A 15,126-nucleotide genomic window follows, 5' to 3' on the forward strand; every position below is an offset into this window, starting at 1 on the left:
CTCCTCTTGTCTGGGTCACTGGTCCAACGCGCGACCGCCCCGAGATGTTCCTCTGCTTGCATTTCGCGGCGGCTGACCGCATATCCGCAGTCGATCAAGGGGAATGAACATGATCCGTATTCTACTGACCGTGCTGGCCATCGGCCTCGCCACGCAGCCCCTGGCCGAAACCCGCGTGCCGGCCTCGCAGTCCGAGATTGCGCTGGGCTTTGCGCCGGTGGTGAAGCGTTCCGCGCCGGCGGTGGTGAACATCTATGCCAAGATCATAACCGAGGGCCGCGCCAATCCGCTGTTCTCGGATCCGTTCTTCCGGGACTTCTTCGGCGGGCGCGCGGCGCCGCGGCCGCAGGTGCGCAACTCGCTGGGCTCGGGCGTGATCCTCAGCCCGGACGGGTTTGTCGTGTCGAACTACCATGTCGTGGGCATGGCGTCCGAGATCCGCGTTGTCACCACCGACCGGCGGGAATTCGACGCCACCGTCGTGCTGGCGGACGAGGAAACCGATATCGCAATCCTCAAGCTGGCCGAGGCGCGCGACCTGCCGCATCTGAACCTGCGCGATTCCGATCATGTCGAGGTCGGCGAGCTGGCGCTGGCGATCGGCAACCCGTTCGGCGTGGGCCAGACGGTCAGCAGCGGCATCGTGTCGGGCCTGGCGCGCACCGGAACCGCGACCGGCAATGCGCGCGGCTATTTCATCCAGACCGATGCGGCGATCAACCCCGGCAACTCGGGTGGGGCGCTGATCGACGTGAACGGAGACCTGATTGGCATCAACACCTCGATCCTGACACGGTCCGGCGGCTCGAACGGAATCGGCTTTGCGGTGCCGGCCAACCTGGTGGCCGAGTTCCTGCGTCAGGCGCAGGCCGGCAACCCGGAATTCGTGCGCCCCTGGGCGGGCATGACCGGCCAGTCGATGACCGCCGATATCGCCGAGTCGCTGGGCCTCGATCCGCCGATGGGGTTCGTCGTGGCCGACCTGCACAAGCTCAGCCCGTTTGCCGCCGCCGGGTTCCGCGCCGGTGACGTGATCACCCACATGGACGGGCAGGAAGTCAATTCACCGCCCGAGATGATGTTCCGCATGTCCGTGGCCGGGATCGGCGGCAGCTCGGTCGTCACTCGAATACGCGATGGCCGCGCCGAAGAGGCCGAGGTGTCGATGATCGCCGCGCCGGACGAGCCGCCGGCCCAGCGTACCATGCTGGATGACGGGACAATCCTGCCAGGCCTGGTTCTGGCGCGGGCCAACCCGGCGGTGATTGCCGATCTGGGCCTGCCGATCTCGGCCGAAGGCGTGGTTGTCGTCGATCCCGGCCGCTATGGCGCACGGGCCGGGCTGCGGCGAGGTGACCAGATTGCGGCGGTCAACGGCGCCGCTATCGAGGCGCCCGCCGATGCAGAAGCCTTGCTGCGCGATCCGGGCCGCTGGCTTCAATTGGACGTGCTGCGCCAGGGCAAGCGGCTGTCGCTTCGGTTCCGGCTCTGAGGGATGGCGGATCTGTTCGACCAGGGCGCCAAGTCGCCGGATCCCGGACCGGAGGGCGGCGCCCCGCGACCGCTGGCCGACCGTCTGCGCCCCCGGACCGTTGCCGAGGTGATCGGCCAGGAGCAGATCCTCGGTCCCGAGGCGCCGCTGGGCGTGATGCTGGCCTCGGGCACACTGTCCAGCCTGGTGTTCTGGGGGCCGCCCGGGGTGGGCAAGACCACGATCGCGCGGCTTCTCGCGGATGAAACCGATCTGCATTTCGTGCAGATCAGCGCGATCTTCACCGGCGTTCAGGATCTGAAAAAGGTCTTCGAGGCGGCCAAGATTCGGCGCGGCAACGGCCAGGGCACATTGCTGTTCGTCGATGAGATCCACCGCTTCAACAAGGCGCAGCAGGACGGGTTCCTGCCGCATATGGAGGACGGCACGATCCTCCTAGTGGGCGCCACCACCGAGAACCCGTCCTTTGAGCTGAACGCCGCGCTGCTCAGCCGGGCGCAGGTTCTGGTGCTGGAAAGGCTGTCTCTCGCCGACCTGGAACGGCTGACCCAGCGGGCCGAAAAAGAACTGGGCCGCCCGCTGCCGCTGGGTCCCGACGCCCGCGATGCGCTGCAGGAGATGGCTGATGGCGACGGGCGGGCGCTGCTCAACCTGGTCGAACAGGTGGCGGCCTGGAAGGTCGACGCGCCGCTGGACCGCGAGGCGCTGTCGGCCCGGCTGATGCGGCGGGCCGCGAAATACGACAAGTCGGGCGACGAGCATTACAACCTGATCTCGGCCCTGCACAAATCGGTGCGCGGGTCGGATCCCGATGCCGCGCTCTACTGGCTGGCGCGGATGCTGAAGGGGGGCGAGGACCCACGCTATCTGGCGCGGCGTATCACCCGCATGGCGGTCGAGGATATCGGGTTGGCCGACCCGCAGGCGCAGTCGATCTGCCTGCACGCCTGGCAGGTCTATGAACGCCTCGGCAGCCCCGAGGGCGAGCTGGCCCTGGCGCAGGCCGTGGTCTATCTGGCGCTGGCGCCGAAATCCAACGGGGCCTATGTCGGCTACAAGGCGGCGATGAAGTTGGCCGGGCAGACCGGCAGCGAACCGCCGCCCAAGCATATCCTCAACGCGCCTACCGGGCTGATGAAGGAACAGGGCTATGGCGCCGGTTATGCCTATGACCACGATGCCGAGGGCGGGTTCTCTGGCCAGGACTACTTTCCCGAAGGCATCAAGCGGCCAGTGTTGTATCAGCCTGTCGAGCGCGGCTTCGAGCGCGAGCTGAAGAAACGCCTGGACTATTTCGCCAAGCTGCGGGCGCAGCGCGGCGAAACTTGACATCCGCACCCGCCCGCGCGACAGGGACGCCATGTTTTCTTCGCTTCTCCACGTGGCGCTTGGCGGCGCTCTGGGCGCATCGCTGCGCTATCTCGCCGGGCTGGGCATCCTGCGAATGATAGGCCATCAGCCGTTCCCGGTGGCGATCCTTGCCGTGAACGTGCTGGGCTCGTTCCTGATGGGCGTCTTCGTGGTGGCGGCGGCGCATCGCGGGCTGACGCATCTGAGCCCGCTGGTGATGACCGGGATCCTGGGAGGGTTCACCACCTTTTCGGCCTTCTCGCTGGAAGCGGTGACGCTTTATGAACGCGGGGCGGTGGGGCAGGCGGCACTTTATGTCGGGGCGTCGGTGATCCTGTCGATCGGCGGGCTGATGGCCGGTTTGGTGATTGCACGGGGGATTTGGGCATGAGCGGTGTGCAGACGATTACCGTGGCCGAGGGCGATGGCGACCAGCGGCTGGACCGCTGGCTGCGCCGGCAGTTTCCGCATGTGCCGCAGGGCCGCATCGAGAAGATGTGCCGCAAGGGCGAGCTGCGGGTGGATGGCGGCCGGGTCAAGGCCTCGACGCGGCTGGAGGTGGGGCAGGCGGTGCGCGTGCCGCCCCTGCCCGAACCGGGTGCGGCGCCCGCGCCCAAGCCGGCCGCACCCAGCGCGGCGGATGCGAAGATGATCCGCGACTGCGTGATCTATCGCGACGATCACGTGATCGCGCTGAACAAGCCGCCAGGCCTGGCCGTGCAGGGCGGCAGCGCCCAGACCCGGCATGTGGACGGGCTGGCCGAGGCGCTGTGCTTCGATCTGGACGAGGCGCCGCGACTGGTCCACCGGCTCGACAAGGACACCTCGGGCGTGCTGCTGATGGGCCGAACCCGCGAGGCCGCGCGGGCGCTGACCGCCGCCTTCCGCCACCGCGACACGCGCAAGATCTACTGGGCTCTGGTGGCCGGCGTGCCGACGCCCTATCTGGGCGAGATCAAGACCGGGCTGGTCAAGGCTGCGGGCCACGGCGCCAAGGGCGAAGGCGAGAAGATGATCGCGATCCGCACCTCCGAGGTGTCGGACATGCCGGGGGCGAAACGGGCGCACACGCTCTATGCCACGCTGTTCCGGGTGGCCGGGCGCGCGTCCTGGGTGGCGATGGAGCCGGTCACGGGCCGGACCCATCAGCTGCGCGTGCACATGGCCGGGATGGGGCATCCGATCATCGGCGACGGGAAATACGGCGGGTCGAGCCAGGAGAACATGGGCGACGGCTGGGGCGCCCAGCTGGGCGGCATCATCAGCAAGAAACTTCACCTTCACGCCCGCAGCATATCGTTCAAGCATCCCGAAACCGGGCGCACTGTTACAATCACCGCGCCGCTGCCGCAGCACATGAAAGACAGCTGGAACACGCTGGGCTGGACCGAGGATCTGGCTGCGAACGACCCGTTCGAGGCGCTGCAATGAGCGACTGGAAGCCCAAGCGGTTCTGGAAAGAGGCAACCGTGGTGGCGGACGCTGACGGCCATTCCGTCGCCTTGGACGGCCGCCCTGTTCGAACCCCGGCCAAGGCGCTGCTGGTGCTTCCGACCCGCGCGATGGCCGAGGCGGTGGCCGCGGAATGGGATGCGCAGGGCAAGGTGGTCGACCCCGAGTCCATGCCCGTCACCCGCTCGGCCAATGCCGCAATCGACAAGGTCCGGCCGCAACATGCCGAGGTCGCCGAGATGCTGGCCGCCTATGGTGATTCGGACCTGCTGTGCTATCGCGCCGATCACCCCGACGAACTGGTCGCGCGCCAGTCCGCGGCTTGGGATCCGCCGCTGGACTGGGCGGAAACCGAGCTGAGCGCCCGGTTGCTGCCGGCCGCGGGCGTGATTCACCGTCCACAAGATCCGCGCGCGCTGGCCGCACTTGGCCGCCGGGTCCACGCGATGAGCCCGTATCACCTGGCGGCGTTTCACGATCTCGTCAGCATGTCGGGGTCGCTGATCCTTGGATTTGCCGCCGCGCTGGACTGGGATCGCCCCGAGGCGATCTGGCAATTGTCGCGCCTGGACGAGCTTTGGCAGGAGGAGATCTGGGGCGTCGATGACGAGGCCCGCACCCTCGCAGAGCGAAAGGGCAAGGCGTTCATGCACGCTAAACGGTTCTACGACCTGGCCGGTTGACCCTCTCGCGGGAGTTTTCCGGTCAGTGAAAGCGCGCCATGCGCGCGCTGCCCTAGCGGAAGCCTCCGGCAGCCCTTGTTTTCATGATAGGTGACTTGACCTTTGTCGGCTTATGCGACCAAACTCGGGCGCATTGAAGCGCCAATGTGCGTTTCGGTAATCGAACCGGCCGTAAAACAACGGCCGAACCGTCTCGATGGGCGGAACATCAGGAAGAGGTAAAAATGAAGAAATCCGTATTTTTGGGCGCGCTCACCGTGGCCGGCCTGGCAGCTGGAGCAGCCGCGGCCGGAACGATGGACGACGTCAAGGCCCGTGGCACGCTGAACTGCGGTGTGACAACCGGCCTGGTCGGCTTTGCGGCACCGGATTCCAACGGGGAATGGAATGGGTTCGACGTGGCCGTGTGCCGCGCCGTGGCAGCCGCGGTTCTGGGCGACGCATCGGCGGTCGAATTCGTGCCGACGACCGGCAAGACGCGGTTCACCGCGCTGGCCTCGGGCGAGATCGACATGCTGGCCCGCAACACGACCTGGACCTTCAGCCGCGACGTCGACCTCAAGTTCGAATTCGTCGGCGTGAACTACTATGACGGCCAGGGGTTCATGATCCCCAAGGAGCTGGGCGTGAGCTCGGCCAAGGAACTCGACGGCGCGACGGTCTGCATCCAGACCGGCACCACGACCGAGCTGAACCTGGCGGATTTCTTCCGCTCGAACAACATCAGCTACGAGCCGGTCCCGATCGAGACCAATGCCGAAGCGCAGCAGCAGTACCTGGCGGGCGCCTGTGACGTCTACACCACCGACGCTTCGGGCCTGGCCGCAACCCGCGCCACGTTCGAAAACCCGGGCGATCACGTCCTGCTGCCCGAGATCATCTCGAAAGAGCCGCTGGGCCCGCTGGTCCGTCACGGCGACAACGAGTGGGGCGATGTGGTCCGCTGGACCCTGAACGCGCTGATCTCGGCCGAAGAGCTGGGCGTCACGTCGACCAATATCGACGAGATGGCCGCCGGCACCGACAACCCGGAAATCAACCGTCTGCTGGGCACCGAAGGTACCTTGGGCGAGATGCTGGGTCTGGACGCCGAGTGGGCCATGCGCGCCATCAAGACCAACGGCAACTATGGTGAGATCTTCGCCAAGAACATCGGCGAGGACACTCCGATCGGCCTGGCGCGCGGCCTGAACGCGCAGTGGACCGATGGCGGGCTGCTGTACTCGCCGCCGTTCCGGTAAAACCTCATGCAAGGGGCGCAGGGCAACCTGCGCCCTTTTTGCATCAACGATAAGAAGGCCCGGCGAGCGGGAGCAGGGATCAACCCTGCCGCGGAACCGTCCGGGTCGAAACGGGGAAAACCATAGGTCATGACCACAATCACTGACCCGCCGAAGGAGCAGTTTCGCCTGTCGATGCTGCTCAACGACACGCGGTATCGCAGCCTAACCTTTCAATTCATCGCCTTGCTGTTGCTGATCGCGGCCTTCGCCTATCTGGGAAGCAACCTGATCACCAACCTGCGGGCCGCCGGTCTGAACATCTCGTACGGGTTCCTGGGCGAACCGGCCGGGTACGACATCAACCAGCGGCCGATCGAATACACCAGCCAGTCGACCCATCTGCGCGCCTCGATCGTGGGGATCATCAACACCCTGATTGTGGCTTTCCTGGCCTGTGTGACGGCGACCATCTTCGGCGTGATCGCCGGTGTCCTGCGCCTGTCGAAGAACTGGATCGTGCGCAAGCTGATGGCGATCTATGTCGAGGCGTTCCGGAACGTTCCGGTGCTGATCTGGATCCTGATCATCTTCTTCATCATGACCGCCGCGCTGCCTTCGGCGCGCGTCTATCTGGGCGAGGACCCGGAGCGCGACCTGTTCCTGGGCCTCTTCGCCTTCACCAATCGCGGGATCGTCATGCCGCTGCCGGTGTTTCAGCCGCTGGGCTGGGCCGTGCTCGGTGTCTTCATCGCGTCGGTCTTCGGGGTAATCGCCTATCGCCGCTATGCCACCAAACTGCTCTACGACACCGGCAAGCTGCTGCCGATGGGCTGGCCGTCTCTGGCCATCCTGATCCTGCCGACGATCATCGCCTTCTACCTGCTGGGTCAGCCGATCACGCTGGACCGGCCCGACCCGCTGGCGAACCGGTTCAACCTGCAGGGCGGCGTTACCATCCTGGGCTCGCTGATCGCGCTGTGGTTCGCGCTGGCGATCTATACCGGGGCCTTCATCGCCGAGAACGTGCGCGCCGGCATCCAGGCGATCTCGAAGGGCCAGACCGAAGCCGCGGCCTCTCTGGGCATGCGCCCGGGGCGGATCATGAACCTGGTGATCCTGCCGCAGGCGCTGCGGGTCATCATCCCGCCGCTGATCTCGAACTACCTCAACATCACCAAGAACAGCTCGCTGGCCATCGCCGTGGGCTACATGGACGTCACCGGCACGCTGGGCGGCATCACGCTGAACCAGACCGGGCGGGCGATCGAGACGGTTCTGCTGCTGATGCTCTTCTACCTGCTGATCTCGCTGGGCATCTCGGCGGTCATGAACGTCTATAACAAGTCGATCCGGCTGAAGGAGCGCTGATAATGGAAGAGCATCTCTCAGTCTCCTTCGTACGCACCGAGCCGCTGCCGCAACTGCCGCCGCCGGCAACCGAACAGGGTATCGTCAAGTGGCTGCGCGAGAACCTGTTCTCGGGCTGGCTGAACACGCTGCTGACGGTGCTGTCGCTGATCTTCATCTACAAACTGGCCAGCGATACGCTGCCCTGGCTGCTCAACGGGATCTGGAACACCGACAGCCTGGCGGAGTGCCGCGAGATCCTGGATGGCACGACCGGCGCGTGTTTCTCGGTCCTGACGGACCGATGGAACCAGTTGCTGTTCGGGTTCAAATACCCGTCCGAGCAGTATTGGCGTCCGACGCTGGCCTTCGTCCTTCTGATCGTCGCCGCGGCGCCCGTCCTGTTCTTCGACCTGCCGCGCAAGATGCTGATCTTCACCGGCCTCTACCCGTTCATCGCCTTCTACCTGATCTGGGGCGGCACGATCTGGACCCCGATTTTTGCGCTTCTGGGCTTTGTCGTCGGCTATGTGGTCTATTCGCGGCTGGTTCGGAACAGCTTTGCAACTGCGTTTTTCAGCGGTATCGCGGCTGCGCTGGTGTCGTGGTGGCTGGGCGGTTTCCTGACCGACCTTCTGGCGTCCGAGACCCCGGCGCTGGAGGCGGTGCAGTCGCGGGACATGGGCGGCTTCATGCTGAACATGATCCTGGGCACGGTCTGTGTCTCGCTGTCGCTGCCCATCGGCATCGTGCTGGCGCTGGGGCGGCAGTCGGACATGCCGATCATCAAGTGGATCTGCGTGGTTTTCATCGAGTTCATCCGCGGCGTGCCGCTGATCACCTTGCTGTTCGTCGCCAACGTGGTGCTGGCCTATTTCCTGCCGCCCGGCACGTCCTTCGACCTGATCCTGCGTGTCATCATCATGATCACCATGTTCGCCTCGGCCTATATCGCCGAGGTCATCCGGGGCGGTCTGGCCGCGCTGCCCAAGGGGCAGTACGAGGCCGCCGACAGCCTCGGGCTCGACTATGCGCAGGCGATGCGGCTGATCATCCTGCCGCAGGCGCTGAAGATCTCGATCCCCGGCATCGTCAACGTGTCGGTAGGGCTGTTCAAGGACACCACACTGGTCTCGGTCATCTCGATGTTCGATCTTGTGGGCATGATCCGCGGGCCGATCCTGGCCTCGACTGACTGGAACGGCGTCTACTGGGAACTGTTCCTGTTCGCTTCGCTGCTGTTCTTCGTCGTCTGCTACAGCATCTCGCAATACTCACAATGGCTGGAGCGCCGTCTTCAGACCGACCATCGCTAGGAGGCCGCAATGGCTGAAACTGCACAAATGAAAGTGTCCGACGAGGTCGCGATCACCATCCAGGGCATGAACAAGTGGTTCGGCAGCTTTCACGTGCTGCGCGACATCAACCTGACCGTCTATCAGGGCGAGCGCATCGTGATCTGCGGCCCCTCGGGCTCGGGCAAGTCCACGCTGATCCGCTGCATCAACGCGCTGGAAGAGCACCAGCAGGGGTTGATCGAGGTGGACGGCACTGTGCTGTCCTCGGATCTGAAGAACATCGACAAGATCCGGTCCGAGGTCGGGATGTGTTTCCAGCACTTCAACCTGTTCCCGCATCTGACGATCCTGGAAAACTGCACGCTGGCGCCGATCTGGGTGCGCAAGACGCCCAAGCGCGAGGCCGAGGAAACGGCGATGCATTTCCTGGAGAAAGTGAAAATCCCGGAGCAGGCCGACAAGTATCCCGGTCAGCTTTCGGGTGGCCAGCAGCAGCGGGTGGCCATTGCCCGGTCGCTGTGCATGAAGCCGCGGATCATGCTGTTCGACGAACCGACTTCGGCGCTCGATCCCGAGATGATCAAGGAAGTGCTCGACACCATGATCGAGCTGGCCGAGGAAGGTATGACGATGCTCTGCGTGACCCACGAGATGGGCTTTGCCCGGCAGGTGGCGAACCGGGTGATCTTCATGGACGAAGGTCAGATCGTGGAACAGAACGAACCCGAAGAGTTCTTCAACAACCCGCAGAGCGACAGGACCAAGCTGTTCCTCAGCCAGATCCTCGGGCACTGAAGGCACCGGTTCCAAAAAGGCGGCCCCCGGTTTGTGAACCGGGGGCCGTTTCTCTGCTCTGGCCGTGGCGGGCCGCCGGGGTGGTTCAGTCTTCCAGCAACTCTCGCGGCAGAACGAACTCGCGTACCTGGCCCATGTGCCAGGCCACGCGCTTCCAGTCGTCAGTGTCGAAGTCCAGCACCAGGGTTGCCCCGGTCGGGTAGTCCTCGAACCGGGCATGCTCGGGGGGCTCGGCCACCAGTGACGCGGCGAAATCCGCAAGGCCCGGATTGTGGCCCAGCATCAGCACGGTCCGCCCCTGGGCCGCGTTGAGCGCCCGCAGCATCTGGTTGGCGGTGACGTGATAGAGCAGGTCGGTGAACCGCTCCTCGCCGGCCTCCAGCTTCATCCGGTCCCAGGTCTCGCGGGTGCGGACAGCGGCGGAACACAGGACCAGGTCGGGTCTCAGGCCCTTGGCGTCGAGCCATCGGCCGATCGCCTCGGCCGAGGCGCGGCCACGCTTGTTCAGCGGGCGTTCATGGTCAGGCTGTCCGGGGGTGTCCCAGCTGGATTTGGCATGGCGGGTCAGGATGAGAGTGCGGGTCATGATGGATGAAAGGCCTTCATATGCAGGGCGGATTGCGCGTCCGTCCGGCCTGCACCCGCGCTGAGCGGGCAGGCCCGGCGTGCAGCGCACCCTTTCATCATACAATCCGCACCGGCGGGGCTGTCCAGAAAAGAATGGCAGGCCGCCAGATCATAGGGCGCATCGCGGCGCAGAGCCTCGACCGGACAGGCCGTCAGGCAGGGCGCCGGGCAACCCGTGCAAGGGGATCGGGCGTGCAACGGTGGCAGGTCGAATTCCTGCCCGAAATGCAGGGCGCCGCGAAACGATATCATCAGCCCGACCGTGTCATGCACCATCATGCCGGTCGGGCTCAGGAAGGCGCGGCCGGATTTCAGGGCCCAGTCGATGAACGGTGCATACGGCGGCCCGCCGAAGGGGAAATGCGCCTCGGCCCCGTATTGCGCGGCCAGCCCGCCCACCACGCGCCGCGACCAGCGGTCGATCGGGTCGGGCGCGCCGTCGCGCGCCTCGGGGGCGGTCGTGAAGGCGGGCCAGAAGGCCGGACCCGCCCCGAGCAGGATCAAGGTTCCGTCGGTCAGCTGCGCGGCACCGCACCGGCGCGGGTGCAGCGCGCCCATGACCAGCAGGCCGCTCGCGCCGGCCGCGCGTTCCAGGTCTTCGTAGGTCATTGGCGGGCCCCTGCTGACGGATCCATGCCCGTACAGTCGACCATGTGTCCCGGCGCGGCAAGCGCGCGCCGATCAATCCGGACGGATGATCGAACCCGCGCCATGCTCGGTGAACAGCTCCAGCAGCACCGCGTTGGGCGCCCGCCCGTCCAGGATCACGGCGGCCCGCACCCCGCCATGCAGGGCGTCCAGCGCCGTCTCGGTCTTGGGGATCATTCCGCCGGCAATGGTGCCGTCGCGGGTCATCTCGCGGATCTGGCCCGCCTTCAGCTCGGTGACGACCTCGCCCGCCGCGTTCTTGACCCCCGACACATCGGTCAGCAGCAACAGGCGATCAGCTTTGAGCGCTGCGGCGATGGCGCCGGCCGCCGTGTCGCCGTTGACGTTGAGCGTCTCGCCGTTGCGGCCCGCGCCCAGCGGGGCGATGACCGGGATCACGTCATTGGTGAACAGGTCGTGTAACAACCGGGGATTCATCTGCGCCGGGGTGCCGACAAATCCGAGGGCCGCATCGGCCTGGTCGCAGACCATCAGGTTGGCATCCTTGCCCGACAGGCCCACGGCGCGGCCGCCCTGGCCGTTGATCGCCTGCACGATGCGCTTGTTGACGACACCGGACAGGACCATCTCGACCACCTCGACCGTGGCCGCGTCGGTGACCCTCTTGCCGCCCACGAAGTCCGACCGGATCTGCAGCTTGTCCAGCATCGCGTTGATCATCGGCCCGCCGCCATGCACCACGACCGGGTTCACGCCCACCTGCCGCAGCAGCACGACGTCGCGGGCAAAGCTCTCCATCGCGTCGTCCGAGCCCATGGCGTGGCCGCCCAGCTTGATCACCACGATGGCACCGTCATAGCGCTGCAGATAGGGCAGGGCGCTGCTGAGTGTGGCGGCAGTGGCAATCCAGTCGCGGTTCATGGCTCGTGTCTTCATCGCTCGATATCCCTGTGTCGCAACCTGTTAGGCGTTTTGCCCGCCGCTGCCAAGGGATTGCCGTGCCCGGGCTATTCCAGACCCGCGATGATCGACCGCAGCGTGGCGATCCCGTCGCCCTTTTCCGCCGAGGTCAGAAGGATCTCGGGGAAGGCGGCGGGGTGCTTGGCCAATCCGGCCCGCACCTGGGTCAGGATCTTGTCGCGTTCGGCGGCCTTGACCTTGTCGGCCTTGGTCAGAACGCATTGGAACGTGACCGCGCTGGTGTCCAGCAGCCGCATGATCTCGTCATCCACCGGCTTGATGCCGTGCCGCGCGTCGATCAGCACGAAGGCGCGGCGCAGGGTTTGGCGGCCCGACAGGTATTGCTTCAACAGCTTCTGCCACTTCTCGACGACCTTGAGCGGCGCGTTGGCATAGCCATAGCCGGGCAGGTCCACCAGATAGAGATCCGGCCCCTGGGTGAAGAAGTTGATCTCCTGAGTCCGCCCCGGCGTGTTCGAGGCCCGGGCAAGCGCCTTGGTGCCGGTCAGCGCGTTGATCAGGCTGGACTTGCCGACATTGGACCGGCCGGCAAAACAGACCTCCAAACGGTCGGGCGCGGGCAGGCCGGACATGGCGACAACGCCCTTGACGAATTCCGACGCCCCGGCGAACAGCTTGCGGCCGCGCTCGGCCGCGTGGTCGTCCGGTGTCTCGGCGAGGGGAAAGGGCAGATCGTTCATGCCGGGCGCACCGTGTCACCGATGCCGATCGCGCCGCCCTGCACCACTTCGGCGCGGACCGAGAAATCGGTATGCCCCCAGGTTTCCAACGCGCCTAGCGTGTCGGCATCGCGCCGGCCGGTTTCGGGATTGGCACTGGTCGCGGCGCAGCGGTCGGTGCGTTCGCGCACGTGCAGGATCGCCTCGCCGACCTGCACCTGCCGGTCCAGCCAGTCGAACTCCTCCCACGGGGCCAGGTCGTCGATCCAGATGTTGCCGCGCCAGCGGTGGATCGACAGCGTGCGGCCTAGCTTCTGCTCGACAGCCCGGTGCGAGGCCATGTTGCACAGTGTCACTGACGGGAAGTCGCTGTCGGTCATGCCGCGCCCCGGAACCCGGAGGATCCGCGCCGAGGCTGCGCGTTCGGGCGGCGTCAGCGGGCGCACCCAGTCCAGAAAACCGGCCGGATCTCCGTCGGGCTCAAAGCTCAGATCGGGGCGGTCGGGATGGGACAGGGCGACGCGGTCGCCGTCCAGCCGCGCGGTGATCGCCATCAGTTGCGGTGCCTTGGCGACGCGGCTGAAATTGGCACAGGGCACCCATTCGCTGCCATCGGCCCGCGAGGCCTCGTGCGCGACCGCCCAGATCCGGTCGCCGGGCATGGTCTGCCCGGCCTCCAGCGTGACCCGGTCAAGCGCCTCGCGCCCGTGGCTCTTGATCGGGTGGCGCCACAGGCTGACGACGCTGCCGGTCATTTCTCGTCCGGTTTCGGCCCGCGCTTGAAGCTGGAGCGGATGTTGCCGAACACGTCCGGCGTATAGCCCTGGCTGCGCATGATCGCGTATTGCTGGATGAAGGTGATCGTGTTGTTCGCGATCCAGTAGACCACAAGCCCGCTGGCAAAGCTGCCCAGCATGAACATGAACACCCAAGGCATCCAGGCAAAGATCATCGCCTGGGTCGCGTCGGTCGGCGCCGGGTTCAGCTTCTGCTGCAGCCACATCGAGATACCCAGCAGCAGCGGCAGGATGCCGATGAAAATAAGCGCCACGATCGAGCCCGGCTCGGGCCCCGGCCAGGGTGCCCAGCCGAAAAAGTTCATGATCGAGGTCGGGTCCGGCGCGCTGAGGTCGCGGAACGGGCCGAACCAGGGGGCATGGCGCAGTTCGATGGTGACGAAGATCACCTTGTAGAGCGAGAAGAAGATCGGGATCTGCAGAAGGATCGGCAGGCAGCCGGCGGCGGGGTTCACCTTCTCCTTCTTGTAGAGCTCCATCATGCCCTGCTGCATCTTCTGGCGGTCGTCGCCGGCGGCCTCCTTCAGGGCCTCCATCTGCGGCTGAAGCTCCTTCATCTTGGCCATCGAGACGTAGGACTTGTAGGCCAGCGGGAAGACGATCGCCTTGATGATCAGGGTCAGGCCGATGATCGACCAGCCCATGTTGCCGATCAGCTGGTTGAGGTTGTGCAGCAGCCAGAAGATCGGCTTGGTCAGGAAGAAGAACCAGCCCCAGTCGATGCTGTCGATGAACCCGGCGACGCCCGAGCGCTGGTATTCGCGGATCGTTTCCCATTCCTTGGCGCCGGCGAACAGGCGGGTTTGGACCTGCGCGGTTTCGCCCGGCTCGACGGTCATGGTCGGCAGGACGGTCTCGGTCTGGTAGATCTTGCGCCGGTCGTCGTATTTGGCCGCGGCCTTGAACGGGGTGCCGGGTTCGGGGATGAGCGTGGTCATCCAGTAATGGTCGGTGAACCCGATCCAGCCGCTTTCCTGGACTTGGAACACTTCGGCCTGGGCGCGCTCCTCGGCATTCACGTCGAAATCGCGCATGTCGCCGTAATCGATCTCGGACAGGCTGCCATCGGTCATGCCGACCGCGCCTTCATGCAGGATGAAGAAGTTCTTGAGGCCGGGCAGATCGGCATCCTCGCCGATGCCGTGGCGGGCCAGGATGCCGTAGGGGGCAACAGCGGCTGCGCCGCCGCCGGTATTCTGAACCGATTGCGTGACGGTGAACATGAAATCCGCGTCGACGGCGATGGTGCGGCGGAAAGTCAGCCCGTTGCCATTGTCCCAAACCAGCGTCACCGGGCTGTCCACACCCAGGGTCTCGCCGCTCTCGACCTGCCACTCGGTGGCCGCGCCGGGAACCTGTTCCAGGTTCAGCCCGGTGCCCGGCGCCCAGCCATAGAGCGCGTAGTAAGCGGCGCCGCTGCCGACCGGGTTGAGGACCTCGACGATTTCGGCGTCCTTGCCCAGCGACACGCGGTAGTCCTTGAGCGACAGCTCGTCGATGCGACCGCCGGTCAGCGAGATGGATCCGGTCAGGCGCGGCGTCTCGATGGGCAGGCGGGGGGCGTCTTCCACAGCCTCGGCGGCGACCTGGTCGGCGGCCGGTGCGGCGCCGTCAGCAGCCTGCGGGGCCACGGCCACGGGTTCGTCGGCGGTGTTGGTGCCGATGGCGGACTCATCGGCGGGCGGGGTCGGTTCCGGCGGCGGAAACAGAACGAACCAGACCAGGATCACCAGAAAACTCAGCGCGGTTGCGAGTATGAGATTCTTGTTCTGATCGTCCATCGGAGACAGCCACCTTGTGCAAGAAAAGACAA

At 65.7% G+C, this 15,126-nt stretch carries 15 protein-coding genes; 9 read left to right on the plus strand and 6 right to left on the minus strand.

From position 1 onward, the window contains the following. Window positions 1-109: 109 nt before the first annotated feature. From BMX57_RS18825 to BMX57_RS18865, 9 genes are all read left to right on the plus strand, one after another. On the plus strand, window positions 110-1,492 hold the full coding sequence (locus BMX57_RS18825) for a trypsin-like peptidase domain-containing protein (RefSeq protein WP_092371145.1): 1,383 nt from the start codon (window positions 110-112) through the stop codon (window positions 1,490-1,492). Window positions 1,493-1,495: 3 nt separating this feature from the next. Further along, window positions 1,496-2,821, plus strand: a complete 1,326-nt coding sequence (locus tag BMX57_RS18830; protein ID WP_092371038.1) for a replication-associated recombination protein A — start codon at window positions 1,496-1,498, stop codon at window positions 2,819-2,821. 31 nt (window positions 2,822-2,852) lie between these two features. Continuing rightward, window positions 2,853-3,233, plus strand: a complete 381-nt coding sequence (crcB, locus tag BMX57_RS18835) for a fluoride efflux transporter CrcB (protein ID WP_092371041.1) — start codon at window positions 2,853-2,855, stop codon at window positions 3,231-3,233. Then, window positions 3,230-4,273, plus strand: coding sequence for an RluA family pseudouridine synthase (locus tag BMX57_RS18840; protein ID WP_092371044.1), 1,044 nt, complete (start codon window positions 3,230-3,232; stop codon window positions 4,271-4,273). Before crcB ends, BMX57_RS18840 begins: the two co-directional genes overlap by 4 nt. Beyond that, a complete protein-coding gene (locus tag BMX57_RS18845) occupies window positions 4,270-4,977 on the plus strand; it encodes an ATP12 family chaperone protein (RefSeq protein ID WP_092371047.1) in 708 nt (235 codons plus the stop codon). The genes BMX57_RS18840 and BMX57_RS18845 overlap by 4 nt, the downstream gene beginning before the upstream one ends. A gap of 224 nt (window positions 4,978-5,201) precedes the next feature. Beyond that, complete coding sequence (locus tag BMX57_RS18850) at window positions 5,202-6,218, plus strand: amino acid ABC transporter substrate-binding protein (protein WP_092371050.1); 1,017 nt, start codon at window positions 5,202-5,204, stop codon at window positions 6,216-6,218. Between the two features lie 129 nt (window positions 6,219-6,347). Continuing rightward, a complete protein-coding gene (locus tag BMX57_RS18855; protein ID WP_092371053.1) occupies window positions 6,348-7,568 on the plus strand; it encodes an amino acid ABC transporter permease in 1,221 nt (406 codons plus the stop codon). A gap of 2 nt (window positions 7,569-7,570) precedes the next feature. After that, a complete protein-coding gene (locus tag BMX57_RS18860; protein WP_092371056.1) occupies window positions 7,571-8,863 on the plus strand; it encodes an amino acid ABC transporter permease in 1,293 nt (430 codons plus the stop codon). Window positions 8,864-8,872: 9 nt separating this feature from the next. After that, window positions 8,873-9,640 carry an amino acid ABC transporter ATP-binding protein gene (locus tag BMX57_RS18865; RefSeq protein ID WP_092371059.1) on the plus strand — a complete coding sequence of 256 codons (768 nt, stop codon included), beginning with the start codon at window positions 8,873-8,875 and terminating at the stop codon, window positions 9,638-9,640. A gap of 85 nt (window positions 9,641-9,725) precedes the next feature. Here the strand turns inward: BMX57_RS18865 and BMX57_RS18870 are convergent, their stop codons facing one another. The 6 genes from BMX57_RS18870 to yidC form a co-directional block, all read right to left on the minus strand. Further along, a complete protein-coding gene (locus BMX57_RS18870; protein ID WP_092371062.1) occupies window positions 9,726-10,226 on the minus strand; it encodes a SixA phosphatase family protein in 501 nt (166 codons plus the stop codon). Continuing rightward, window positions 10,223-10,876, minus strand: a complete 654-nt coding sequence (locus BMX57_RS18875) for a ferredoxin (RefSeq protein WP_092371065.1) — start codon at window positions 10,874-10,876, stop codon at window positions 10,223-10,225. Before BMX57_RS18875 ends, BMX57_RS18870 begins: the two co-directional genes overlap by 4 nt. 72 nt (window positions 10,877-10,948) lie before the next feature. After that, a complete protein-coding gene (gene argB, locus BMX57_RS18880) occupies window positions 10,949-11,812 on the minus strand; it encodes an acetylglutamate kinase (RefSeq protein ID WP_092371068.1) in 864 nt (287 codons plus the stop codon). A gap of 71 nt (window positions 11,813-11,883) precedes the next feature. Next, complete coding sequence (gene yihA, locus BMX57_RS18885; RefSeq protein WP_092371071.1) at window positions 11,884-12,537, minus strand: ribosome biogenesis GTP-binding protein YihA/YsxC; 654 nt, start codon at window positions 12,535-12,537, stop codon at window positions 11,884-11,886. Beyond that, entirely contained in the window at window positions 12,534-13,271 is a 738-nt protein-coding gene (locus tag BMX57_RS18890) for an MOSC domain-containing protein (protein WP_092371074.1), read from the minus strand. Before BMX57_RS18890 ends, yihA begins: the two co-directional genes overlap by 4 nt. Then, window positions 13,268-15,094 carry a membrane protein insertase YidC gene (yidC, locus tag BMX57_RS18895; protein ID WP_092371076.1) on the minus strand — a complete coding sequence of 609 codons (1,827 nt, stop codon included), beginning with the start codon at window positions 15,092-15,094 and terminating at the stop codon, window positions 13,268-13,270. Before yidC ends, BMX57_RS18890 begins: the two co-directional genes overlap by 4 nt. Window positions 15,095-15,126 lie beyond the last annotated feature (32 nt).

Source organism: Cribrihabitans marinus (genome assembly GCF_900109035.1).
Taxonomy (GTDB): domain Bacteria; phylum Pseudomonadota; class Alphaproteobacteria; order Rhodobacterales; family Rhodobacteraceae; genus Cribrihabitans; species Cribrihabitans marinus.

Bases quoted from the DNA above. Each gene is read 5' to 3' on its own strand.
- BMX57_RS18875 (WP_092371065.1), bottom strand. From the start codon at position 10,876: ATGACCTACGAAGACCTGGAACGCGCGGCCGGCGCGAGCGGCCTGCTG.
- yihA (WP_092371071.1), bottom strand. From the start codon at position 12,537: ATGAACGATCTGCCCTTTCCCCTCGCCGAGACACCGGACGACCACGCG.
- BMX57_RS18845 (WP_092371047.1), top strand. From the start codon at position 4,270: ATGAGCGACTGGAAGCCCAAGCGGTTCTGGAAAGAGGCAACCGTGGTG.
- BMX57_RS18840 (WP_092371044.1), top strand. From the start codon at position 3,230: ATGAGCGGTGTGCAGACGATTACCGTGGCCGAGGGCGATGGCGACCAG.
- BMX57_RS18890 (WP_092371074.1), bottom strand. From the start codon at position 13,271: ATGACCGGCAGCGTCGTCAGCCTGTGGCGCCACCCGATCAAGAGCCAC.
- BMX57_RS18825 (WP_092371145.1), top strand. From the start codon at position 110: ATGATCCGTATTCTACTGACCGTGCTGGCCATCGGCCTCGCCACGCAG.
- BMX57_RS18855 (WP_092371053.1), top strand. From the start codon at position 6,348: ATGACCACAATCACTGACCCGCCGAAGGAGCAGTTTCGCCTGTCGATG.
- BMX57_RS18860 (WP_092371056.1), top strand. From the start codon at position 7,571: ATGGAAGAGCATCTCTCAGTCTCCTTCGTACGCACCGAGCCGCTGCCG.
- BMX57_RS18865 (WP_092371059.1), top strand. From the start codon at position 8,873: ATGGCTGAAACTGCACAAATGAAAGTGTCCGACGAGGTCGCGATCACC.
- BMX57_RS18870 (WP_092371062.1), bottom strand. From the start codon at position 10,226: ATGACCCGCACTCTCATCCTGACCCGCCATGCCAAATCCAGCTGGGAC.
- argB (WP_092371068.1), bottom strand. From the start codon at position 11,812: ATGAAGACACGAGCCATGAACCGCGACTGGATTGCCACTGCCGCCACA.
- BMX57_RS18850 (WP_092371050.1), top strand. From the start codon at position 5,202: ATGAAGAAATCCGTATTTTTGGGCGCGCTCACCGTGGCCGGCCTGGCA.
- BMX57_RS18830 (WP_092371038.1), top strand. From the start codon at position 1,496: ATGGCGGATCTGTTCGACCAGGGCGCCAAGTCGCCGGATCCCGGACCG.
- yidC (WP_092371076.1), bottom strand. From the start codon at position 15,094: ATGGACGATCAGAACAAGAATCTCATACTCGCAACCGCGCTGAGTTTT.
- crcB (WP_092371041.1), top strand. From the start codon at position 2,853: ATGTTTTCTTCGCTTCTCCACGTGGCGCTTGGCGGCGCTCTGGGCGCA.